The sequence below is a fragment of the Thalassotalea ponticola genome (genome assembly GCF_041379045.1).
GTDB lineage: Bacteria > Pseudomonadota > Gammaproteobacteria > Enterobacterales > Alteromonadaceae > Thalassotalea_A > Thalassotalea_A ponticola.
The window spans coordinates 1,952,267-1,975,135 of sequence record NZ_CP166871.1 but is presented as its reverse complement, the minus strand read 5'-3'; the positions used below and the strand labels follow the sequence as shown (position 1 = coordinate 1,975,135).

Genomic DNA, 22,869 nt, shown 5'->3' with positions numbered 1-22,869 from the left:
GCAGCCTTTGGCGCTGTTTAGAACTGTGCTGTAATATTAACCACAGCCAAGATTAATAACACCAAGAATGTTGATAGGGTACCGACAAAACGCTGCCAGGAGACGCCAATGGATTTACTCAATCCTAACGCATGTAAAAAGCGTGCGGCAACAAACGCTCCACCAAGCACGTGTACGGTATAGGCTTGGGCGCCAGAGAGTTCATAAATCGCTAATAATATCAGCGCCAATGGCACGTATTCGGCAAAATTGCCATGCACCCGAATCGCTTTAGCTAAGTCTTTATCATTGCCGTCACCAATGCCGACTTGTTTACTGCGCCGATAGCGGATCACGTTAAACGAAAGAGCGATGTATAAAATGGCGAGAATGCCAGCGTAGAATCCGGTGATGGTTGGTGAAGTTGTTAACATAGTCGATTTTTCTCTTTATTGACGATATGGTTGTATCGTAAACCAAACAAACCAGTTAGCAAACCGATTTGTTTACTGATTCTTTTTACTATGTCGTACTATACTTAAGCTAGGTTGATGTCGGTGGAGGTTGATGATATTAGACACCGCGAGTGGATTAAACGACGCTATGGGCGCGATGTGAAGTTTATTATCCCCATTGTATTGGCCGCCTGCGTCTCTTTTACCTTATTTGCGTTTATGGCAGCTTTGATTGCCACAGACGAGATTTACCTTGAAGAAGAAGAGCAAAGCTCAGTAGTTGAAATTGTTCAACTTCCGGAAAAATCGGTAGTGAGACGCAAGCAACGGGTCGTTGAACCGCCACCCAAACTCCTCGAAAAACCCTCTGGTATTATTGCCGTACCCATGCCCAAAGAGCCTGTTCAAATAGAGCAAACTGCGGTGAGCATGCCACAAATTCATTTGAGTAACCAACTCGAGCCACAAGAGTTTGCCGTATCTGTGATCAAAGACAATGATGCCCAGCCGATATACCGCGCGCTTCCTCGCTATCCCATTGAAGCCGCCCGAGAAAAAATACGCGGTTGGGTAAAGCTAAAATTTAGCGTTAATCGTTCGGGTAATATTGAAAACATTGAAATTTTAGATGCAAGCCCACCTGATATTTTTAATCAAGCGGCGATCGATGCACTACAACGCTGGAAGTATAAAGCGAAAGTTATCGACGGCAAGACGGTACGCCAAGACGGTTTATCGGTTCGCATTGATTTTGGAAAAAAATCTTAACCCCTTTTATTTTTCCCCATCGTTTTATTGATAACAGACGCGTTATTGATGTGATAACAACGTTCAATCGACCTCGCTCACCCGGTCAGTGACTGATGATAAGCGAGCTAATGGCGTAAATCCGTCAATCGTCTACCGCATTAATCATTGTTTATATCAAGCTTTAGGGGTTTATTATGACAAAATTACTTTCTTTATTGGCGCTAACATCGACTGTCGTGTTTGCCTTGTTTGTATTTATGGCTTCCTTGGTTACTGCAAAGACCGCCGTACACAACACGACGCCGACCTTTGAGCCAATCGAATTTGTGCAACCGCCCAAAGATAGTGAAGTTAAAACAATACCGCGCACATTGATACCACCGCCAACGCGACCAGTGCCGCCTCCAAATGCAGTAAGTCCCTCAATACAAACGCCTGGGCCAGAAGTACAAATCAAGGTCCCTACAACGCACATTGAGCAAACGACATCGGTAAACGATTTTGTCGCCAATGATTCGGCTGCTCGGCCTGTGATGCGCGTTGCACCGCGTTATCCCATTGACGCCGCTCAGCAGGGAGTTCAAGGATGGGTGGTTTTGTCATTTGATATCAATGAAGCCGGTGGTGTGGACAACGTGCAAATAATCGACTCCTCACCCAAACGGATATTTGATAAAGCCGCAAAGCAAGCGTTGAGAAAATGGAAGTATCGCGCCAAAGTGGTGGATGGTAAAACTATCGCGCAACGCGGTATGAGTATACAGCTCGATTTTAAGTTAGACCAAAGTTAGCCAACAGTGTTACTCTGATGATATTGAAGTAATACATTTTAATATTTAAATTCATGTGGTTAACGTCTTTTAACACCAATTCGTCAGTATTCACTTAAACCGTTGTACAGCCAGAGGAACTGCATTTGATTAAAGTACCATCATTAGCTTGGCGTCAACATCGACAATCCCGGGATAACGGTGCTAACGCTGATTTTCGACCGTCAATATGGCAACAGTTAACCGGTAAACTCGCTCGCTTAGATAGCATGTCAAACGAGCAATTGTTAACTCTATTTGCTTCGTCGACCAACACCGCGGCAATGCACATGCTCGTAGAGCGACTGCATCGGGATTTACATTACTTTTTACTGTGTCAGAGCGACCGCGTACTCGCCGATGATATCAGCCAAATGACCTGGCTTACGGTATTGCAAAAAGCGGGGCAATTTACCCCTCAGGGGAGCCAAAGTGCGAAGGCTTGGTTATTTCGCATTGCCCGCCATCAGTTAATTGATGAATTGCGACGACAGCAGAGGTGGCAATTTGACAGTCTTGATAAGGCAGATGGTTGCGCCGCTAGCCCTACTATTGACAGCAATGAATACGACGACTTACAGCAGGCGTTTGAACGGGTATTAGCGCATTTGCCATTTGCACAACGAGAGGCGTTCGTATTACAGCAAGAAGGCTTCTCAATACAACAGATAAGCGATATCTGTGAGCAAAACATCGAAACTATTCGCTCTCGACTGCGCTACAGTCGCAACGCGTTTAAAAAGCTATTAGGAGATCATTATGAGTCGTGATGGGCAAAATGTTGATCAGCAACTCAGGGCGCTATACAACAAATCAAAGCGTCAATCACCAGCAACTGACGTTGCGCAACAGCGACTGCATCAGGTAATGGACGAGGCGATGAGCCGTACCAAAACCGTACCGACTGCGGCTCGTATCAGCGAGCGCTACCAAGGTTGGTCGCTGTTAAAAGTTAGTGCTTTGGCCTGTTTTTGTTTACTGATTAGTGCACCCTTGGTTGATCTGATCACCCAGCAGCTCAACATCGTCGCCGAAAAAAAACTTCAGCTTGTTGACTTACCTACTGAATTTGAGTCGCAGAATAGGGCGCTAGTGCCTGCTGACAAAGCAACTCATCAAACGCCATTGGAACGTGTTGCTTCATTACCTGAATATCAGCCTAACTCATTGCCTAATATTCGTTTTTTACCAATTACTGCGATTGATGAAAGCGAAAAGCTGGTGGCATTTAATCAACAAGTTGCGCGGTTTTTAAACGCACATTATCAGCGCTCAAAAGAGTCACCGAGCTTATACGCCAATCGCGTTAGTTCAGGATACCTAGTTAAACGCGACAATCGCTGGTTTATACAACACTGCGATCAACTTCAAGCTCCGCTGTCTATCGCAGCGCAGACTCGCCATAGCCTGTATTCACCTCTACCGGATGGGATTAAAGAAGGGCAGTTTGTTGACGTTTACCAGCACGATGATTCGGTATTAGCCTTACTTGATAATCAACATCAGCATCAATGCAATGAGGAGCATTAGGAGCTATCGATCTATTTTGAGGAGAACACCGTGAAACACATTTGCCATTGGTTGTTATTCAGCGCATCGCTATTTGCGTCGCCAACACCGAGTCAGCCACTACCTGACTTTCCATTTGTTACCGTCCAAGCGGTGAGTGAACAAAACGTGGCGCCCGATAAAGTGAGCATTAGGTTTTGGGTGCGAACCTACGATAAACAACCCGAAATAGCAATGTCACAACTTGCCGATACGACATCCGTGGTGATGGCTACATTAACCGAACTGTCAATAGAGCCAAGTAAATTGAGCTCATCGTCAATTACTAAGCGCATTAAACGCAAACGAGACGATGACTACCAACTACTCGACATTATTGGCTATGACGTCACTCAGCGCTTTAGTTTAGAGCTAACCGATTTATCTAAGTACGGCGATGTGGTGAACGCCTTGTATAACCAATCGTTTGTCAGTGATATCGACAGTGAATTTGATCACAGCGAGCGCGAAAAATTAACCGCACAACTAATCGTTCAAGCTGGACAAAGAGCCAAACAAAAGGCCGATTTGTTAGCGGCTAGTATGGGCGCTAAGGTCGACACGGTCTATGCGATAAAAGACGCGGTCTCACACCTAAACTTTGCCGCTTCATTCTCTGTCAATAGCGATGCTAGAGTGCAATCGTACCGGCGCTCTGGGGTTAGCGCTGGGTCAGGTTATATGCACCAGCCTTATGTGATTGCGATGCAGCCAGAGTATATTGTGTTAAGCCAAATCGTTGATGTTATGTATAAAATTACCCCCAAGGATAATCAGTAAATACACTCAAAAGTCATTAACAGGTCACAGTAAGGACTACTTGGTAGGCTGCTTTAGCATTGCTATGTGGGGTATCCCATCCTCTAGATAAACATCAGATACACTGCTAAAACCCAAGCTTTGATAAAAGGCTTCAAGGTAGTGCTGCGCCGATATTTTTAACGGTTGTCCGGCAAAATGTACATCACACAAGCTAAGCGCTTGCTCCATTAAGTCGCGACCAATACGCTGGCCTCGATGGCTTTGGGCAACGGCTACTCGGCCAATGCTAATGCAATCGTCATACGAGACACCTTTGGGCAAAATACGCAAGTACGCCACTAGCGAAGCACCGTCGTAGCCAAGCAAGTGGATAGTATTGGCCACCCGATCCGCATCGTCGAGTTCAGGGTAATAACAGGTTTGCTCGACCACAAAAATATCGACGCGAAGTTTTAACAGGTCATAAAGGGTGTTGGTTGATAATTGGTCGAAGGTTTTTGCCTGCCAGTTAATCTCAGTTGTCATAGCGTTATCGTGTGTTTTATTAAGGTTGATGACGAGATTGTAATACCTTCATCACATCTTTTAAATCAACATTTTGTTGGGTTAATAAAACCAAGGTGTGATAAAGCAAATCGGCACATTCATTTAATAGTTCAGCTCGGTCATGAGTTGCTGCCGCAAGTGCTACTTCAACCCCTTCTTCGCCAACTTTTTGCGCGCAGCGCTTACTGCCTTGCGCCAACAAACTCGCAGTATAGCTGGTGTCTGGGCTGTCGTTCTTTCTAGATTGAATAACGTGTTCGAGATAACTCAAAAAATTTTGCTGATGCATCGTTTGCTCACTAAAACACGAATCGGTTCCCAGGTGACAGGTTGGTCCGTTGGGAATAGCAAGTACTAAGAGGCTGTCTTTATCACAATCGGTGACAATGCACTGTACCGCTAAGGTATTGCCCGAGGTTTCACCTTTTTGCCACAAGCGTTGTTTGGAACGCGAATAAAATGTGGCCAGGTTTTGTTGTAACGTGCGCTCGAGTGCGTTCTGATCCATATAGCCTTGCATTAATACGCTTCCCGTATGGGCATGTTGAATGATCGCTGGGATCAGGTTGTTCATTTTATCCCACGCAAGGGTGTCGATATTGTCTAAGCGCACTTGCATATATACTCCTGTTCGGCGCCTTTCAGGCGCCTTGTTGTGTTGTTATGAGGTTAATCGACGAACGTTAATGAGCTCGGTTAATACGACTTCAAGCCCTAGCTGTTGTCGCCATCGACTAACGTTTTTGATCAAGGCGAACGACAATGCCTTGTTGTTGTAAGTACAGTTTCAACTCAGTTATGTCGATAATACCTTTGTGAAATACACTGGCCGCTAGAGCACCGTCGACATCGGCATCGATAAACGCTTGGGCGAAATGTTGCATGGTTCCGGCACCGCCAGAGGCGATCAAGGGGATATCACATACCGCTCGCAGCGAAGCCATTTGCTCGATATCATAGCCTTGTCGCACGCCGTCTTGGTTCATCACATTGAGCACTATCTCTCCGGCGCCGCGCCGTTGCACTTCTCTTACCCAATCGTGAGTTTGCCAAGTTGTACGAGCTGTCTTTTTCTCGTCGCCAGTGAATTGATAGACTTGGTATTGACCGCTTTGTTGATCAAAGTACGAGTCAATACCGACGACCACGCATTGTTGCCCAAACTGCGCGTTAAGACGCGATATCAGAGTGACGTCATTAAGCGCTGGAGAGTTAATTGAAATTTTGTCAGCGCCCATAGCCAGTAGGGTTTGAGCATCTTGTTCGGTTTTTATACCACCGGCAACGCAAAACGGAATATCAATTACTCGGGCTATTTTTTCCACCCAACTTTTGTCGACAACCCTAGCGTCGGAGCTGGCGGTAATATCGTAAAAAACCAATTCATCGGCACCTTCATCGGCATAGCGTTGAGCCAAAGGCACGATGTCACCAATGACTTGGTGATTGCGAAATTGTACGCCTTTTACTACCACCCCGTCGCGAACATCGAGACAGGGGATTATGCGTTTTGCCAGCACGATATTGCCTCCTTAACGGTGAATTTATTTTCCAATAACGCGCGTCCTAAAATCAGAGAGTCGGCACCGGATATCGCCGCGCGCTTAACATCCTCAAGTGAGCCAATGCCCCCCGATGCTTGCCATTGTATTGCAGGATAAGCACGCTTCATTTGCCGATATAACTCGGTATTGCAACCTTGCAGGGTGCCGTCTTTTGCTATGTCCGTACATAATATATGACCAATGTTATCAGCGCCGTAACCGTCGATCAGTTGTTCTAACGTGTGTTCGCTGCGTTCAATCCAGCCGTGAGTCGGCAGGTGCTTATGGCCGTGTTGATCAATGTTGACATCCAATGCTAAAACAATCGCTTGTTTGCCGTATTCCTTTAGCCAAGATGCAACCAGCTCGGGTTGCTTAATGGCCAAGCTGCCCACCACAACAGAACGTGCCCCGAGCTCAAGTAAGGTGTCGACATCCGCTTGGCAGCGAACACCGCCGCCAACCTGTACTGGCATCGCGGCGCTGTTAATAATTTGTGCCAAGCGTTTGGTCTGGCGTTGTTGACTGTCTTTGGCTCCGTCTAAATCGACTAAGTGCAGGCGCTTGGCTCCCTGTTGGTGATAAAGTGCCACCAATTGCTCGGCGGTCAATGGGTATTCGGTCTTTTGTTGATAGTCACCTTGGTACAAGCGGACTACCGTGCCATTTATCAAGTCGATAGCAGGGATAATCATCAGCAATACTCCATGAAATTAGTGAGTAAGGTAGCGCCGCTTTTGCCTGAACGTTCGGGGTGAAACTGCACGCCGTAAAAATTGTTTTCACACAAACTGGCGCTAAACGCTTGGCCGTAGTGACATTGGGCTAGGGTTCTGGAACTTATCGGTGCGCAATAACTGTGAACAAAATAAAAATAATCGCGCTCACTAATACTGTTAAACAATGGGTTAGAGCCAATGTCACTGAGGGTGTTCCAGCCCATATGTGGTAGGCGAAGCGGATTCAAACCACTGTGTCCTCGACCCGCCTTAAGTAAGTCAACGTCGCTGTCAATCAACCCTAAACAGCGAGTATTGATTCCATTTTCACGCGATGAACGACACAGCAGTTGCATGCCTAAACAGATACCCAATACCGGTTGTTCGAGCGTAGCGATAATGTCGGTTAGCTGCTTGTCTTTTATCGTCTGCATGGCGAAACTGGCGGCACCAACACCGGGTAAAAATAACTTTTTGGCCTGGCCTATACAGTGCTCGTCATCACTGACGACAATGTGGTAACCAAGTCGCTCAAGGGCAAATTTAAGAGAGTTGATATTGGCACATCCGGTATCAATAATCAGCGCGTCAGCACCGATTGCATCTGCTGTTGTTATATCAGCCATTAGTCTTCCTTTTTTCCATCATCACTTATAACACGCCCTTTGAGCTCGGCAGTTGATCACCGCCGACTTTAATCGCTTGCCCAAATGCACGACCAAATACCTTAAACAGGCTTTCGACTTGATGATGACAATTGCCCGTTGTGGTTGATAAGTGCAGGGTGATGGCCATGGCATCGGTCAGGCTTTTGAAAAAGTGATAAACCATTTGTGTCGACATGTCACCTACTCGGTTGTCGCTAAATACGGCATTGAACTCGAGGTGAGGTCGCCCAGAGAGGTCGATGCTGCACTGTGCTAGGCATTCGTCCATCGGCAACACGAAACCAAAGCGATCGATGCCTCGTTTATTGCCCAAGGCTCGTTTTATCGCTTCGCCTAGAGCCAGCGCGGTGTCTTCGACGCTGTGATGATCATCAATGTGCAAGTCACCTTTGACGTGGCAGTGTAAATAAAAGCCGCCGTGGGTAGCAATTTGATCAAGCATATGGTCAAAAAAGCCTATGCCAGTGGCAATGTTAGAACCGCCTTTGCGGTCAAGATTCACCTCTACTGTAATATCGGTTTCTTTGGTCGTTCGCACCACCTTTGCCGAACGCTCAGTCAGCAGTAACTGCTGACAAATAGCCGGCCAGTTAAGTTGCTCTCGGTGATATTGAAAACTTGCTAACCCCATATTGTTGGCCAGTTCTACATCAGTATCTCGGTCGCCAATGACAAACGAGTTGGTGAAGTTGATTTTGCCTTGTTGCAAATAATCACTCAGCAAACCGAGCTTCGGTTTCCTGCATGGACAATTATCGGTTGCAAAGTGCGGACAAATAAGCACATCGGCAAACTGCACCCCTTGCGACTCGAACAAGGCGATCATTTTGTTGTGAGGCAAGTCAAAGTCGGCTTGTGGATAGCTATCGGTACCCAAACCATCTTGATTCGATACCATCACTAAGGTGAAGCCTGCCTGTTGCAGTTGCAGCAATGCAGGAATAACCCCAGGTTCAAACTCCAGCTTTTCTAAACTGTCGACTTGTTTATCTACCCGTGGTTCTTCAATTAGAGTGCCGTCGCGGTCGATAAATAAAATGTCGCTACGGTCCTTGATTAAATCGATTGGTTTGCTCATAGCGTATCCTGTCTGGTTAAATTATTGTGTTGTTGGTAGTACACCTTATTGAATGCGAGTAGAGCGTCAAAGAAGTGTTGCATTTGCTCCGCGTTACCTATGCTGACTCGCAAGCAATCGGTGAGACCGAGTTGCTTACTTTGGTCGCGGATCACCACGCCTCGATCGAGTAAAAAGCGAAATAAGCTTTGGCTGTTGGTGGCGCGAAACAGCAGATAGTTGCTATGTGAGGCAAACAGTTGAGTTAGCCAAGGTTGTGCTTTTAGTATCGCCTCTGTTTTGTCTCTCAGTTGTAGTGTGTCATTGACGCGTTGGTACATAACCTCGCGTTTGCAAAGAGCTTGGCTGGCAATGACAGCAACCGGTTGACTGATTGGGTAGGGGGCGATCACCTTACTCAGTTGCTCAATGATAGCGGGCGATGATAAGACAAAACCACAGCGCAGCCCAGCCAGAGCAAAGCCCTTGCTTAGGGTGCGCAAGACAACCAAGTTGGGGTGTGCAGCCAGTAAATGGGTCACGGTTTTATCTGGGCAGAACTCGATATACGCTTCATCGACGACTACTAGGGCACTGTCGGCAAACAGCGTTAACACCTGTTCAATGTCGCCCATCGCCAACGCGTTGCCCGTCGGGTTGTTCGGCGAGCAAATAAACACCACTTTCACCCGATTCTTATAGCTTGCTAGCACCGGTAAATCGAGTTGCATATCAGCGATTAATGGGGCTTTTTCGATGTTGATATTGTGAGCTTGAGCACTGATCGCATACATTCCGTAGGTTGGTGGACAAATTAAAATGCTATCGCGTTCCGCTCGACAAAAGGTGCGAATAATGAGTTCGATGCCTTCGTCGGCACCGCGCGTAGCTAAAATCGACTCGCTCGCCACACCACAGTAGTCGCGGTAAGCTTGAATTAACGCTTGTGGCTGAAAGTCAGGGTAGCGATTTAAGTGTTCGAAGTTGACGCTAATCGACTGTTGATCACCCGCCTCATTGGCATTTAACCAAATGTTGCCTTCGCTTTGTTCTCGTCGGGCCGACTGGTATGGGATCATGTCTTTGATATCGGCTCTGACCAAGCGCTTTGCCAACTGACACTCTCGTTCTTGGCGAGAGATAGTCTCGTTGTTGTCATCTTTGCTAATGCTTCGTGTCATTTTGCTTCCCCTGGTGCGACGCTCGCAACCGTTTGCGTTGCAGTTGCATTGGTTTGCTCTAAGCGAATGGTGACCGCTCGTTGATGAGCGTCTAACCCCTCGGCATCAGTGAGTTCAATAATCGTTGGCGCCAGTCCGCGCAGCCCTTCTCGAGTAAGTGTTTGCACGGTATAGCGGCGAGAAAAGTCGGCCAAATGCAATGACGATAACACTTTTGAATAGCCGTATGTGGGTAATACGTGATTGGTACCGCTGGCGTAGTCGCCCGCTGACTCAGGCGAAAAGTCGCCGACAAAAACAGAGCCCGCACCGCGAATGCTGGTCAATAAGCGGTCGGTATCTCGACACTGCAGGCTTAAGTGCTCTGGTCCGTAACGATTGGATATCGCTACGGCATCCGCTAAGCTGTCAGTGATGATAACCCGACTTTGTTGCAGTGCCTCATCGGCTATCTGTTGGCGACTCAGTAAGGCAAGTTGCGAGGCCAGTTGTTCTGTTACCGCGTGCGCTAATGACTCGCTATCGGTAACTAACATCACTTGTGAGTCAATGCCGTGTTCCGCTTGCGATAAAAGATCGGCGGCAACATAACTCGGCGTGGCGTGCTGATCGGCAATAATCAACAGCTCTGACGGCCCCGCAGGCATGTCAATGGTGAAACCCGGTACCCGTTGAGCTAACTGTGTTTTTGCCTCGGTGACATAACGGTTGCCAGGGCCAAACACTTTATTCACCGGTTTAATGGTCTCTGTGCCAAGTGCTAGAGCGGCAATGGCTTGAGCGCCACCAATGGTGTATATCTCATCAATTTGACACAGCTTGGCAGCATACAATATTTCGTCGGCGATCAGAGTATTGTTTTGTGGAGGACACACTAATACCACCCGTGAGCAACCAGCTATTTTCGCCGGTACCCCAAGCATTAACACCGTCGATGGCAACGGCGCAGTACCCGCAGGGATGTACAAGCCTACACTGTCGATGGCCTCAGTTTTGAGCATGCAAGTCACACCAGGGGCTGTTTCAATGGTTATATCATCGGTTAGCTGAGCGCGATGAAAGCTTTCAATATGGCTATAAGCCGTTTGTATAGCCAGTTTTCGCGCATCTGATAAACGGTTACTGGCATTGACGATTGCGGTTTGTGAGATACGCAATGAATCTAGGCGAATGCGATCAAAGCGCTCGGTTAGTTTAAATAGCGCATCGTCTCCGTCCTTGGCAACGCTATCGATGATCCGCGTAACGCTCTGACGCACGGTTCGGTTGTCACCTAGCTCAGGACGGGACAAGGCGTCGCTCTGTTGTTGTTGATTAAGTTTCGACCAATAAATCATCTCTTATCCCATCATTTTTTCAATTGGCATGACTAAGATGCTATTACAGCCTAGCGCCTTGAGTTGTTCCATGGTTTCCCAGAAAATGGTTTCTGTACTGACCATGTGCACGGCAACGCGATCGTCGCGCTCGGCAAGAGGGAGCACGGTTGGCGTTTCACTGCCGGGGAGCAGCGAGGTTACTTCATTGAGCTTGTCCTTCGGCGCGTGAAGCATGATGTATTTACTTTCTCGCGCTTTCAGTACCCCTTTAATCCTCGGTAACAGGGTATCTAGGGTTGCCTGTTTCGCCTCAGACAAGCGGTTAGGTCCTTTTATCAGTGCTGCTTTAGACTTGAAAATGACTTCGACTTCTTTTAACCCATTGGCCTCTAACGTTGTACCCGTAGACACCAAATCGCAAATACCGTCGGCTAAACCAACGCGAGGGGCAAGCTCAACTGAACCATTTAGCTTGGTAATGTCGATGTGGATACCGTTGTCTTGAGCAAATCGATTTAACAAACGAGGGTAGGTGGTGGCCAGTCTAAGGCCATTGAGGCTTTGCACACCGTGGTACTGCATTTCTTGAGGTAGGGCGATAGAAAGTCGACAACCACCAAATTTGAGCGAGCATATTTTATTGAAATCATTGGCCTCAAGGGTGAGCTGGCGCTGTAATGCGTGCTCTTGCAGGGTGTTATCACCAACGATACCTAGATCACAGATACCGTCCATAACTAACCCAGGTATATCAGATGAGCGCACCAGCATAATATCAATGCTCATGTTAGCAACGTGCGCTAGCAGTTTGCGATCGGTTAGATTAAGGGTCAAACCACACAATTTAAACAGGGTTTGTGACTCGTCGCTCAATCGTCCTGACTTTTGGATGGCGATGGTTAATCGATTTTTATCTAAGGTCATAATGGTCCCAAAAATTGATTGTATTATTAGAGTATGTCATCTTCGGTCGGTGCGAAAAAAAACGCCCCGAAAGGGTTGGACTCTTTCGGGGCGTTGTTGCGCCATACTGAAGAGCCCACAGCCCCTCAGTGAATAACCTAAGGGCTAGCCACGTGCATGGTGATGATGATGTGATGTTAGGTTATTCATTGTTTTTCATTGTCCTATAACTGTATCTGAGATTGCGCTGCTATTTTTTGCCACAAGCCGTTGTTACGAATACCTGATGATTTATGTTAACCACAAACACAGTTACGCAACAAGCCGTGGTCTTGGATCAAAACATTATTATTTATAACGTTTTTACTCGTTTTTGTTGAACGTTGTTGTCTGTTCTTGCTGTTGTTAATTAACAAATTTGTTACATAACATCACCATAACACGATACTCACTTAGTGCAAGTTAAAACGGCTAACAACGCATGATAGAGCAGTTTTTTGTTAACTTAACCCGTGTTAACACAACTGATTGAACGTCGACGGAGGCTGTTATCAACAATCGCAAATCGCCTTACATCTGTGCTAAAGCATAGAAATCAAAGTGAATATTGTTATAATATCGGCCAATAATACTTCAAAAAAGCAGTTACTTTTGACAAAAACGACCACTTTTATAGAGAGCGTTGATCAAGCCTTTGCAGAGGATGGCGCGTTAGCTAAAGTCATTAATGGCTATCGCCCGCGACAAGCACAGCGCGATATGGCGTTAAAAGTTGCAGACGTTATTCAAAGCCGTCGTCATTTGGTGGTTGAGGCGGGAACGGGTACCGGAAAAACCTTTGCCTACTTATTACCTAGCATAATCAGTGGTAAAAAAGTTATCGTTTCTACCGGTACCAAAAATTTGCAAGAGCAGTTGTTTCACAAAGATTTACCCTTGGTCAAACAGGCCCTAGAGTCGGGGGCAAAGATCGCGTTGCTCAAAGGCCGCGCCAACTATTTGTGCTTGTTTCGACTTGAAGAAAACTTCACTAGCGCGCCGACGCGGCGGCAAAAATCAGCGGTAACGTTAGATAGTCAAGGCTTGGCAGACTTAGTCAAAGTGCGTCAATGGGCCAGTCAAACGCAACGCGGTGATATTGGCGAATTGGTGGAAGTAAGCGAAGACTCGACAATTTTGCCGTTGATTACCTCAACGGTAGATAACTGTTTGGGGCGTAATTGTCCCGATTACGAGAAATGTTATTTGGTTAAAGCGCGAGAGCGTGCAGCCAACGCTGACCTTGTGGTTGTTAACCATCATTTATATTTCGCCGATATGGCATTGAAAGATACCGGTTTTGGCGAGTTGATCCCCAAAAGCGATGTCGTAGTCTTCGACGAAGCTCACCAAATTGCCGATATCGCAAGCGAATATTTTGGCAAATCGTTTTCCACCAAACAAATTCTAGAACTTGCTAGTGACTGTATGCAGCAATATCGACTGGCGTTAACCGATGTACAGCAATTGCTTAAGGCCAGTGAAAAACTGGCCCGCTCAGCCGGTGATTTTCGCTTATTGTTTGCGCCCGATCCGACGCGAGGAAACTGGCGTGAGCAAATCAAATACCAGCAGTTTTCGCGCGGGTTTACTCAGTTGCACGACGACCTTAAATTTTTACACGAGGTGTTAACCTTGTGTGTATCGCGCACCGAGGTGATTGATAACTGTTTTGAACGTTGCCAACAATTGTTGGCAAAATATCAAGTGATGCAAGATACGCAGGCGCTAGGCATGAGTCTTTGGTTTGAAACAACGCGCCGTCACGTGGTGTTGCACCAAACACCGTTGTCGGTCGCCGATAAGTTTGCGGCGCATACAGGTGATGATGAAACCGCTTTTGTTTTTACCTCAGCCACGCTATCGGTTAATGGCGACTTTAGTCACTTTACTCAGGGCTTAGGTTTGGCTGATGCACAACAATTGATGTTACAAAGCCCATTTGACTACCAGCAGCAATCACTGCTTTTGGTACCGAGATACCTGCCTCATAGCAATGATCGCAATAGAGCAAGGGCACTAGCGAACATCGCCATACCACTAATAAAAGCCAGTCGCGGTAACTGCTTTTTGCTATTTACGTCGTATCGAATGCTCAATCAAGTAGCAGAATTACTCACCGATGAAGTCGATAATACGCTGTTAGTACAAGGACAAACGGCCAAATCGGTGCTGTTAGAGCAATTTATTGACGATCCTCATGCGGTATTACTCGCAACCGCAAGTTTTTGGGAAGGGGTCGATGTTCGCGGCGATAGCCTGACGTGTGTGATCATTGATAAATTGCCTTTTAGCTCACCTGATGAACCCTTGTTACAAGCGAAAAGTGACGATGTTCGACGCCAAGGCGGCGATCCATTTAAGCAAATTCAACTGCCCGAAGCGGTTATCGCGCTCAAACAAGGGGTTGGTCGATTGATACGCGATGTAAATGATAAAGGCGTGTTGGCTATTTGCGATACGCGGTTGGTCAATCGACCCTATGGTGGTGTGTTTTTGTCGTCGCTGCCGAATATGCAACGCACACGGGAGCTAAATAAAGCGATGAAATTTTTACAATCACTGCACCAAGAAAAGCAAAATTAAGTTACAATAGCCCTTAGTTGCTAGTTAAATAAAGAGAGAGCTTACGTGAATTATCTGGCTATCGATGCCTCTACCGAAGCCGCGTCTGTTGCGGTATCTGTTAATGACCGTGTTTATCATCGCTTCGAGCTATGTCCGCAATCGCATAGTTTGTTGCTATTGCCTATGGTTGACGACGTATTAAAGCAAGCGGGTATTAAAGTCGCTGATCTTGACGGGTTAATCTTCGGCCGCGGTCCCGGCAGCTTTACTGGTGTACGCATTGGCATTGGCGTTGCTCAAGGACTGGCTTTTTCCGCTGATTTACCCGTAGTCGGTATCTCAACGTTACAAGCCATGGCGCAACAGGCGTACGATAATTTTGGTCATCCTTTGGTGTTATCGGCCATCGATGCGCGAATGAGTGAAGCCTATGTTGGTTTATTTCAAGTGGATGATAACCAGTTGATGCAACCGTTATTAGATGAAGCGGTAATGGCGCCGTCACGTGTCGGTGATTATGTCAATCAGCTGACAACAACCTTGCCATTGCACGGAGCGGGTAGTGCTTGGAGTGCATATAACGAAGCGTTTGCAGAGCTTGCTGATATCGATGTCGATGACAGCGTTCGCTTTCCTCATGCCTTGGCAATGTTAAAGCTGGGCAAACAGGCATTTGCACAGGGCAAAGGCGTTGATGCCGAAAACGCACAACCGGTGTACGTGCGCGATACTGTAACCTGGAAAAAATTGCCTGGGCGGGAATAGTCGCGCAACAAGCGGTCAGATTGTGGTTAAATGTCTTGACCGCTGCGTTGACAACTGCGCTGATCGCGATGCGCAAATGACGATGAAATACCTTCAACAGTAGATAATTAGGCATGAATAAATCACTAAAATCGAGTGTTACATCGCAGTCGTCATCAACGAACTCGTTATTGCTCTCGATTTTTACCAATACCTATACGCTGTTGCTGTTGGCTATTGTGATCAAATACTTACCCGTTATTTCGGTACCATTTGACTGGCTAGAGAGTTACTTTCACGAAATTTCTCACGGTCTTGCCGCTTTAGTGAGCGGCGGCCAAATTGTTCAGATTCAACTATTTCCCAACGGTGCGGGGCTGTGCACGACTCGCGGTGGCAACCCGTTTTTAATCAGTGTCAGTGGCTATCTAGGCGCGACAGTTTGGGCGCTGCTTATTTTTTGGTCCGCCGGCGCACACCATCGCATTGCCAAACTATTCAATTATCTGATCTTACTGACGTTGCTGATCTCGATGATCTTTTGGGTATCTGACTTGCTCACTTGGGGAATTTGTTTATTGCTCATCGCACTGTTTTCATTTAGTGCAAAGATACGTCATCTCAAATTGCTTAAGGCGGTATTGCAACTCATCGCACTTAGTGTTGTACTCAACGCGATTCGCTCACCGTTGTACTTATTTGGGTACGGCGATGTAGGCGATGCCAATGCATTGGCTAATTTAACCTTGATGCCAGAATTTATTTGGATTTTCGCCTGGACAGCGGTTGGTCTGTATGCGCTATATCAGATGTTGCGCATTAAATCCTAAATTGCGAGCGAGTTTGGGCCCACCTTAGCATGAAACGAAATGGATATTGACATGACCTTGGACAACACGCCTGAAATTGAATCGGTACGCTACCCTTTATCGCATCTTTGCTTAGCTGGTATCGCAATTGGTAATAAAGCCGGTCAGCCAATCATTTGCTTGCACGGCTGGCTTGATAATGCGGCCAGTTTTCTTCCGCTTTTTCAACAACTGGCGGCCAAATCGTCACCACTTTTAGAACATTATCGATTCATCGCTATCGATTGGCCAGGACACGGCTTAAGCGATCATCGCGGTATTGATGCGCATTATCACTTTGTCGATTATGTTGATGATTTGTATCAATTGCAGCAAACACTGAAATCGCCAAGTGTGAATCTACTCGGTCATTCAATGGGCGGAATGGTCGCGACGTTATACGCCAGTACATTTCCTGACAAAGTTAGTCAGTTGATATTAATTGAGGCATTTGGTCTGTTAACCGAAACAGACGATCCCACAGGTTTATTGCGGCGCGGCATTGAAAGTCGAGCAAAACAAGGAAATTTGCGCAAAGCGCGACACACTAGCGTAAATAGCGCAATCAAAGCAAGAGTAAACGTGTCTGACCTCGATCCAGCATCTGCGCGATTTATCGTAGAGCGAGGCTTGGTAGAGGATGAGGGCGGTTATTTCTGGCGTTCCGATGCGCGGCTGCGCACCGTTTCGCTGTATCGTTACGCACTGCCTCAGGCGCAGCAGATAGTTAAGCAAATTCAAGCACCGATCACCTTGATAAAGGGCGAACAGGGGTTTGATATGATCGATCGCGCCATTGAGTTATTCGCCCCGAGTATTGACCGACTGTCTATTCACCGGTTAACGGGTGGTCATCACGTTCACATGCAACAACCCGATGGTGTCGTTGACATTGTTGAACAAACCCTGACAGATACCCAACCAAACCCTTGATAAGTGCGACGTCGGCCTGCAAAAAGGCGACAATAGCGCGTATAAGGCTGTTTGGTTCTTGAACTTTTGCTTGCAAAGTGAGCACTTGAACGCTTCGCCTGGTCTTACCTCTTGCTTTTTTACCTCGATATGAAATGATTAAAGGCTAACCTAAAAATATTCACATCAACTATACTTGGCGATGACATAAAAGATGGTTAGAGCCTACGCTTGCAAAAAAAGATAACACAACAATAACTAAGACTTAGCCTAATTGTGGTGCCGCATCCTGAGCTCTAATCTTTTCGCAACGGTTGATGCACAAATTGGTTGCCGTTTAATGCGTTGCAATCTGGAGATACAAAGTGGAAAGAATCTGGCTAGAGAAAAGTTACCCACCAGGGGTGCCACATGACATTGATGCAGATAAATATGCATCACTTGCTGAACTTTTCTTTAAATACAGCGAACAGTACGCCGACAAACCGGCGTATATTAACATGGACGTCACCATGACTTATGGCCAATTGCGAGACAGGGCCAAATCTTTTGCCAGTTATCTGCAACACCAATTAGGCATGAAAAAAGGCGATAAGTTGGCGATTATGGTACCCAACACTCTGCAATATCCCATAGCCCTGTTTGGTGGCATGATTGCGGGTATCACCATTGTTAATGTTAACCCTTTGTACACCGCTCGCGAACTCAAACACCAACTGTCAGACGCCGATGTCACGGCGATTGTCATCATTGAAAACTTTGCTCACACCCTCCAGCAAGTTATTGCTGACACCCCAGTAAAACATGTGATTTTAACCTCGCTCGGTGATCGTTTGGGTCTGTTAAAAGGTTTGGCTGTCAACTTGGTGGTACGTCACCTTAAAAAAATGGTACCGGCGTATAAATTACCCGGTGCTATCTGGTTTAACGACATTCTGCGCAAAGGTCAGAGTGCGACGTTTGAACCAGTGGATATAAATGGTGGTGATTTGGCATTTTTGCAATACACCGGCGGTACGACAGGAGTATCGAAAGGTGCGATGTTAACGCATCGCAATATGGTGGCCAATCTAGAGCAAGCCAAAGGTATGCTAACAACATTACTCGTACCTGGTGAAGAAATGATCGTCACGGCGCTACCGCTGTATCACATCTTCGCTTTGACCGCCAACTGCTTGACATTTTTTACTGTGGGCGGGTGTAATTTACTGATCACCAATCCACGAGATATGCAAGGCTTTGTCAAAGAGCTGAGTAAATATCGATTTACCGTGATGACCGGTGTAAATACTTTGTACAACGGGTTATTGCAAACCAAGGGCTTTAAGGACTTGGATTTTAGCGGTTTAAAAGTGTCATTAGGTGGCGGTATGGCGGTGCAACGCGCCGTCGCTGAACAATGGCAACAGGTAACCAAAACTCGTATGTTAGAAGGCTACGGTTTAACCGAATGTGCCCCGATGGTAACCATCAGTCCGTATAACCTACAAGCCTATGACGGCACGGTTGGCGTACCTGCACCATCAACACAGATGCGTATTGTTGATGAGCAAGGCCGCGATTTAGGAATGAACGAGCCCGGTGAAATATTAGTGAAGGGGCCTCAGGTAATGAAAGGTTATTACCAGCGCGCTGAAGCCACGGCCGAGGTGCTGAGTGATGATGGGTGGTTGTCGACCGGCGATATCGGACTAATGGACGAGCGAGGCTTTTTTAGCATTGTTGATCGAAAAAAGGACATGATCATCGTTTCCGGATTTAACGTGTATCCCAATGAAATAGAAGATGTGGTGGTAACCCACCCCGGTATTAGCGAATGTGCTGCCGTGGGAATTCCTCACGAGGTCAGTGGTGAAATCGTTAAGGTGTTTGTCACCAAAAGCGATAACAAGGTGACAGAAAAAGACGTTATCAATCACTGTAAGGCCAATCTTACCGGTTACAAAGTGCCGAAAGTGGTTGAGTTTCGCGATGACTTACCCAAGTCGAATGTCGGCAAAATTCTGCGTCGCCAATTGCGCTAGGGCGTGTTGGACTTTGTTTGATTAAACAAAGATTAATACGCCTTAACAGTCACGCTGTCTATTTTTTCGCAGTTGACAATCGTTATGGTTCAGCAGACACTTGCCAAATAGCTATTTAATCTGAGTGTAGTGTGCAGTTTTTATACATAGATAACCAACAACAATTAGCCGAATATTGTGCTAGCGCGTCGTTACGAGATAAAGTCTGTGTCGACACCGAGTTTGTCCGTACCCGTACCTTATTTCCAAATTTAGGTTTATTGCAGATATATGATGGTCAGCAAGTGGCGTTGATCGACCCATTGGTGATTGATGATTTGTCGCCGTTTTGGCAATTGTTGCAAAACCCTAGCGTACTCAAACTTATCCATTCCTGCTCAGAGGATTTGGAAGTGTTTTTGCGCTCTGGCAATTGCCGACCCGTAAATATGCTCGATACCCAAATTGCCATGGCCTTTCTCGGTCAAGGGTTGTCGATGGGGTATGCATCGATGATTAAACACTATCTCGATTTGGAATTGGACAAGAGTGAGTCGCGTACCGATTGGATAAAGCGCCCGTTAACTCAGCGTCAATTGGAATACGCTGCCGCCGATGTGTATTACCTCTATCAAATCAGTGATCGCATAATCGAGCAAGTTCAACAGGCGGGCTTTTATCACGCCGCGTTGGCCGAGAGCGAATGGCAAATAGAGAAAAAATTTACGCCAACCGATCCCTATTCGCTGTACTTAGACAACAAGTCAGCGTGGAAATTAAAACCGCGTAATTTGGCTGTACTCCAGCATTTACTCGCTTGGCGATATGAGCAGGCAATGCGTCGCAACTTGCCGCTGACGTTTGTCGCCAAGGATGCCACGCTGTTTAATCTAGCCTTCCACAATCCGCAAAGCCATCGCGCTATGGTGCAAATTGAAGGTGTCGACAGCCTTGATATTCGCCACAAAGGCAAGGCGATGTTAAAGGTTATTGAGCAGGTCAATGCGCTTCCTGACGAACAGTTGCCAGAGCAAATGACCCGCCTTGACACGTACCCCAATTACAAAACTACGTTCAAAGCGGTAAAGAAGAAACTAACGGAATTAGCGGATAAACAAGGCTTGGATATCGCTGTAGTGGCGGGTAAAAAACAAATACATCAATTGCTTATGTGGCATTGGCAACTCAATCAAACGGATCAGAATTCGGTTGAGTTGCTGCACGGTTGGCGTGAACCGATGTTTGCCAAGCCGATAACTCAATTTTTAAATTCGTTATAATACTTTCGACGTTGATATTATATATTACGCGAACCTTTTTTTATTGCGCGAGTCACATCGTTAAACAACGAATGTCGCTCGATTAGTGAGCGACAGCGCAGCCGAGAATTACTAAAACAACGTATGAGTGCTAAACATTATGATTTGTGTAGTCTACCGAAGCTCTAAAAAAGCCGATACCTATCTTTACATTACCAAACGAGACGATTTTTCCAAGGTTCCTGATACGCTGATGCAAATGTTCGGCACCCCACAACTGGTCACTATGGTTAATTTAGCCAAGCGCGACAAGCTGGCGTTAGCGGATATTGAAAAAGTAACATCGGAATTAACCAATAACGGTTTTTATCTACAACTTCCACCACCGAAGGAAGACTTGTTAAAACAACACAGAAAAGACTTAGGTGTTGAAGATAAAGATATGGAGTAATTATGAATAACAATAATACCAAAACATCGTTTTTCTCTGCCTTTTCCCGTCGCTTGTTGGCACTGAGCTTGACCGCCTCGTTGAGTGCAGTGGCGCATGCTGAGCAAATATTGACTGACGGAAAAATCAGTTTTGAGCAATACATCGTTGAACTCAAACAAGAAGCCAAACAAAAGGGGTTTAGTGACGCCTTGATCGAGCAGAGCTTTGCCGATGTGACGTACCACAAGCGAGCTGTTAAAGCCGATCGAAATCAGCCGGAAGTGGTAGAAACACTGGAAACTTATTTACCGAAGCGGGTACCTGACTGGAAAGTAAATAAAGCCAAGGAGATGATGAAAAAATACCAATCTGAACTCAATGAGGTAGGTAAAAAATACGGTGTGCAGCCGCGCTTTATCGTCAGTTTGTGGGCGTTGGAGTCTAACTTTGGCAAGATAACCGGTAATTTCGACGTGATCTCTGCGTTGTCGACCATGGCTTACGATGGTCGTCGAGAGGCGTTTTTTAGAGCGCAAGTATTTGATGCTTTGACGATTTTACAGCAGGGCCATATCAGCAAAGAAAATATGAAAGGCTCTTGGGCAGGGGCTATGGGACACAACCAGTTCATGCCAAGTTCGTTTTTATCTTATGCGGCGGATGGCGATGGTGATGGTAAGAAAGATATTTGGACCAATACCTCTGACGTATTCGCATCGATTGCCAATTACTTAAGCCAGGTCGGTTGGAATGACGATATCACCTGGGCCAGACAAGTTACCTTGCCTCCAGCCTTTGACAACGCTCTGGCAATCCCCCAACGCACCGGCGGTCGCAAACCGTGGTTGAAGCACTGGGCGCGAACAGAAAAACCACTAGCGCAGTGGCAAGCGCTAGGTGTGCGTCGATATGACGGCGGTGACTTACCGAACGTTGACATCAATGCTGCCTTGGTGTTTCCCGATGGCGAGCAGGGGCGCGCGTATTTGGCATATGACAATTACAAAACCTTGATGCATTGGAATACGTCGTATTATTTTGTCACCTCGGTTGGTCATTTAGCCGATCGAATTAAGTTTTCTCGCTAATTCAAGCCGACCAGCATCACCGTTGTTACGCTGGTTAATGGTCAACGGCAATAGCGTCTGATTGGCCATTTAAAAGCTACGTCATAATTGTGCCTAGCGCACGGTTATGACGTACACTTCTAGTATATGATTGATAGAATCAAGCACTCCTATGAGCAAAAAATCAAACAAGCGTCCACAGAAAAAAGCGAATGATGCGAGCGTAAAACTTGCCGAATCAGAATTCTGGCTCCACAAAACCCTAGCGCAAATGAGCGAACAAGAGTGGGAGTCGCTTTGCGATGGTTGTGGAAAATGTTGTCTTCACAAAGTTATTGAAGAAGAAGTTGATGATGATGTCGAGCTGATCGACGAGGGCGTACAAAAACCCACCGATTATATTCGCGAAGGCGAGGAAATGTTGTACACCAATGTGGTGTGCTATCTGCTTAACGATAAAACCTGTCAGTGTACCCGCTATAGCGAACGCACGCGCTTGGTGCCTGACTGCGTAAAGTTAACACAGCAGAACTTAGCCGACATATTTTTCATGCCACAAAGTTGTGCTTATCGACGCTTGCACGAGGGTCGAGGCTTGCCGTCTTGGCATCCATTGCTGCACAAGGGCAAAAAGTCGGCGATGCACCAAGCGGGTATGAGTGTACGAGGTAAGGTCATTAAAGACGATGAAGTCGACTTGGAAGAGTATCAACAATATATCGTCAGCTGGCCGGTTGACGACATAGATTAGCAAAA

Annotated in this window: 24 protein-coding genes; 14 read left to right on the top strand and 10 right to left on the bottom strand. The window is 46.5% G+C overall.

The annotated features are described in order from the left end of the window. Positions 1-17 precede the first annotated feature (17 nt). Complete coding sequence (locus ACAY30_RS08545; RefSeq protein WP_290250168.1) at positions 18-413, bottom strand: MAPEG family protein; 396 nt, start codon at positions 411-413, stop codon at positions 18-20. A 117-nt stretch (positions 414-530) separates the two neighbouring features. Between ACAY30_RS08545 and ACAY30_RS08540 the strand changes: the two genes are divergently transcribed. The 5 genes from ACAY30_RS08540 to ACAY30_RS08520 all read left to right on the top strand — a co-directional run bounded on the left by ACAY30_RS08540 (position 531) and on the right by ACAY30_RS08520 (position 4,321). Beyond that, positions 531-1,202 carry an energy transducer TonB gene (locus ACAY30_RS08540; protein ID WP_290250167.1) on the top strand — a complete coding sequence of 224 codons (672 nt, stop codon included), beginning with the start codon at positions 531-533 and terminating at the stop codon, positions 1,200-1,202. 176 nt (positions 1,203-1,378) lie between these two features. Continuing rightward, on the top strand, positions 1,379-1,975 hold the full coding sequence (locus tag ACAY30_RS08535; RefSeq protein ID WP_290250166.1) for an energy transducer TonB: 597 nt from the start codon (positions 1,379-1,381) through the stop codon (positions 1,973-1,975). A gap of 125 nt (positions 1,976-2,100) precedes the next feature. Next, positions 2,101-2,763 (top strand): RNA polymerase sigma factor, encoded by a 663-nt coding sequence (locus tag ACAY30_RS08530; RefSeq protein WP_290250165.1) that lies wholly within the window; start codon positions 2,101-2,103, stop codon positions 2,761-2,763. Next, positions 2,753-3,523, top strand: a complete 771-nt coding sequence (locus ACAY30_RS08525; protein WP_290250164.1) for a hypothetical protein — start codon at positions 2,753-2,755, stop codon at positions 3,521-3,523. Before ACAY30_RS08530 ends, ACAY30_RS08525 begins: the two co-directional genes overlap by 11 nt. Before the next feature lie 30 nt (positions 3,524-3,553). Continuing rightward, a complete protein-coding gene (locus ACAY30_RS08520) occupies positions 3,554-4,321 on the top strand; it encodes an SIMPL domain-containing protein (RefSeq protein ID WP_290250163.1) in 768 nt (255 codons plus the stop codon). A 36-nt stretch (positions 4,322-4,357) separates the two neighbouring features. Here ACAY30_RS08520 and ACAY30_RS08515 read toward each other — a convergent pair whose 3' ends face one another. From ACAY30_RS08515 to hisG, 9 genes are all read right to left on the bottom strand, one after another. Next, positions 4,358-4,828: a GNAT family N-acetyltransferase gene (locus ACAY30_RS08515; RefSeq protein WP_290250162.1), complete on the bottom strand. Its 471-nt coding sequence runs from the start codon at positions 4,826-4,828 to the stop codon at positions 4,358-4,360. Positions 4,829-4,847: 19 nt separating this feature from the next. Next, complete coding sequence (gene hisIE / locus ACAY30_RS08510) at positions 4,848-5,468, bottom strand: bifunctional phosphoribosyl-AMP cyclohydrolase/phosphoribosyl-ATP diphosphatase HisIE (RefSeq protein WP_290250161.1); 621 nt, start codon at positions 5,466-5,468, stop codon at positions 4,848-4,850. 115 nt (positions 5,469-5,583) lie between these two features. After that, entirely contained in the window at positions 5,584-6,369 is a 786-nt protein-coding gene (gene hisF / locus ACAY30_RS08505; protein WP_290250160.1) for an imidazole glycerol phosphate synthase subunit HisF, read from the bottom strand. Beyond that, positions 6,351-7,088: a 1-(5-phosphoribosyl)-5-[(5-phosphoribosylamino)methylideneamino]imidazole-4-carboxamide isomerase gene (gene hisA, locus ACAY30_RS08500; RefSeq protein ID WP_290250159.1), complete on the bottom strand. Its 738-nt coding sequence runs from the start codon at positions 7,086-7,088 to the stop codon at positions 6,351-6,353. Before hisA ends, hisF begins: the two co-directional genes overlap by 19 nt. Next, on the bottom strand, positions 7,088-7,738 hold the full coding sequence (hisH, locus tag ACAY30_RS08495; RefSeq protein ID WP_290250158.1) for an imidazole glycerol phosphate synthase subunit HisH: 651 nt from the start codon (positions 7,736-7,738) through the stop codon (positions 7,088-7,090). The genes hisA and hisH overlap by 1 nt, the downstream gene beginning before the upstream one ends. A 25-nt stretch (positions 7,739-7,763) precedes the next feature. Beyond that, positions 7,764-8,858: a bifunctional histidinol-phosphatase/imidazoleglycerol-phosphate dehydratase HisB gene (hisB, locus tag ACAY30_RS08490; protein WP_290250157.1), complete on the bottom strand. Its 1,095-nt coding sequence runs from the start codon at positions 8,856-8,858 to the stop codon at positions 7,764-7,766. Further along, the gene (hisC, locus tag ACAY30_RS08485) at positions 8,855-10,018 is read right to left on the bottom strand and encodes a histidinol-phosphate transaminase (RefSeq protein WP_290250156.1); all 1,164 of its coding nucleotides are present in this window, start codon (positions 10,016-10,018) and stop codon (positions 8,855-8,857) included. The genes hisB and hisC overlap by 4 nt, the downstream gene beginning before the upstream one ends. After that, the gene (gene hisD, locus ACAY30_RS08480; protein ID WP_290250155.1) at positions 10,015-11,355 is read right to left on the bottom strand and encodes a histidinol dehydrogenase; all 1,341 of its coding nucleotides are present in this window, start codon (positions 11,353-11,355) and stop codon (positions 10,015-10,017) included. Before hisD ends, hisC begins: the two co-directional genes overlap by 4 nt. Before the next feature lie 3 nt (positions 11,356-11,358). Next, entirely contained in the window at positions 11,359-12,261 is a 903-nt protein-coding gene (hisG, locus tag ACAY30_RS08475) for an ATP phosphoribosyltransferase (RefSeq protein ID WP_290250154.1), read from the bottom strand. 630 nt (positions 12,262-12,891) lie between these two features. Between hisG and ACAY30_RS08470 the strand changes: the two genes are divergently transcribed. The 9 genes from ACAY30_RS08470 to ACAY30_RS08430 all read left to right on the top strand — a co-directional run bounded on the left by ACAY30_RS08470 (position 12,892) and on the right by ACAY30_RS08430 (position 22,864). Further along, positions 12,892-14,865 carry an ATP-dependent DNA helicase gene (locus tag ACAY30_RS08470; RefSeq protein ID WP_290250153.1) on the top strand — a complete coding sequence of 658 codons (1,974 nt, stop codon included), beginning with the start codon at positions 12,892-12,894 and terminating at the stop codon, positions 14,863-14,865. A gap of 45 nt (positions 14,866-14,910) precedes the next feature. Beyond that, on the top strand, positions 14,911-15,612 hold the full coding sequence (gene tsaB / locus ACAY30_RS08465; protein ID WP_290250152.1) for a tRNA (adenosine(37)-N6)-threonylcarbamoyltransferase complex dimerization subunit type 1 TsaB: 702 nt from the start codon (positions 14,911-14,913) through the stop codon (positions 15,610-15,612). 113 nt (positions 15,613-15,725) lie between these two features. Beyond that, positions 15,726-16,421 carry a M50 family metallopeptidase gene (locus ACAY30_RS08460; protein WP_290250151.1) on the top strand — a complete coding sequence of 232 codons (696 nt, stop codon included), beginning with the start codon at positions 15,726-15,728 and terminating at the stop codon, positions 16,419-16,421. A gap of 39 nt (positions 16,422-16,460) precedes the next feature. Beyond that, positions 16,461-17,372: an alpha/beta fold hydrolase gene (locus tag ACAY30_RS08455; RefSeq protein ID WP_290250150.1), complete on the top strand. Its 912-nt coding sequence runs from the start codon at positions 16,461-16,463 to the stop codon at positions 17,370-17,372. Between the two features lie 344 nt (positions 17,373-17,716). After that, positions 17,717-19,375, top strand: coding sequence for an AMP-binding protein (locus ACAY30_RS08450; protein WP_290250149.1), 1,659 nt, complete (start codon positions 17,717-17,719; stop codon positions 19,373-19,375). Between the two features lie 131 nt (positions 19,376-19,506). After that, positions 19,507-20,634, top strand: a complete 1,128-nt coding sequence (gene rnd / locus ACAY30_RS08445) for a ribonuclease D (RefSeq protein WP_290250148.1) — start codon at positions 19,507-19,509, stop codon at positions 20,632-20,634. A gap of 139 nt (positions 20,635-20,773) precedes the next feature. Continuing rightward, entirely contained in the window at positions 20,774-21,064 is a 291-nt protein-coding gene (locus ACAY30_RS08440; protein WP_290250147.1) for a YcgL domain-containing protein, read from the top strand. Between the two features lie 56 nt (positions 21,065-21,120). Continuing rightward, on the top strand, positions 21,121-22,134 hold the full coding sequence (locus tag ACAY30_RS08435) for a lytic transglycosylase domain-containing protein (RefSeq protein WP_371190262.1): 1,014 nt from the start codon (positions 21,121-21,123) through the stop codon (positions 22,132-22,134). Positions 22,135-22,384: 250 nt separating this feature from the next. Continuing rightward, positions 22,385-22,864 (top strand): YcgN family cysteine cluster protein, encoded by a 480-nt coding sequence (locus ACAY30_RS08430; protein ID WP_371190260.1) that lies wholly within the window; start codon positions 22,385-22,387, stop codon positions 22,862-22,864. The last annotated feature ends 5 nt before the right edge of the window (positions 22,865-22,869 follow it).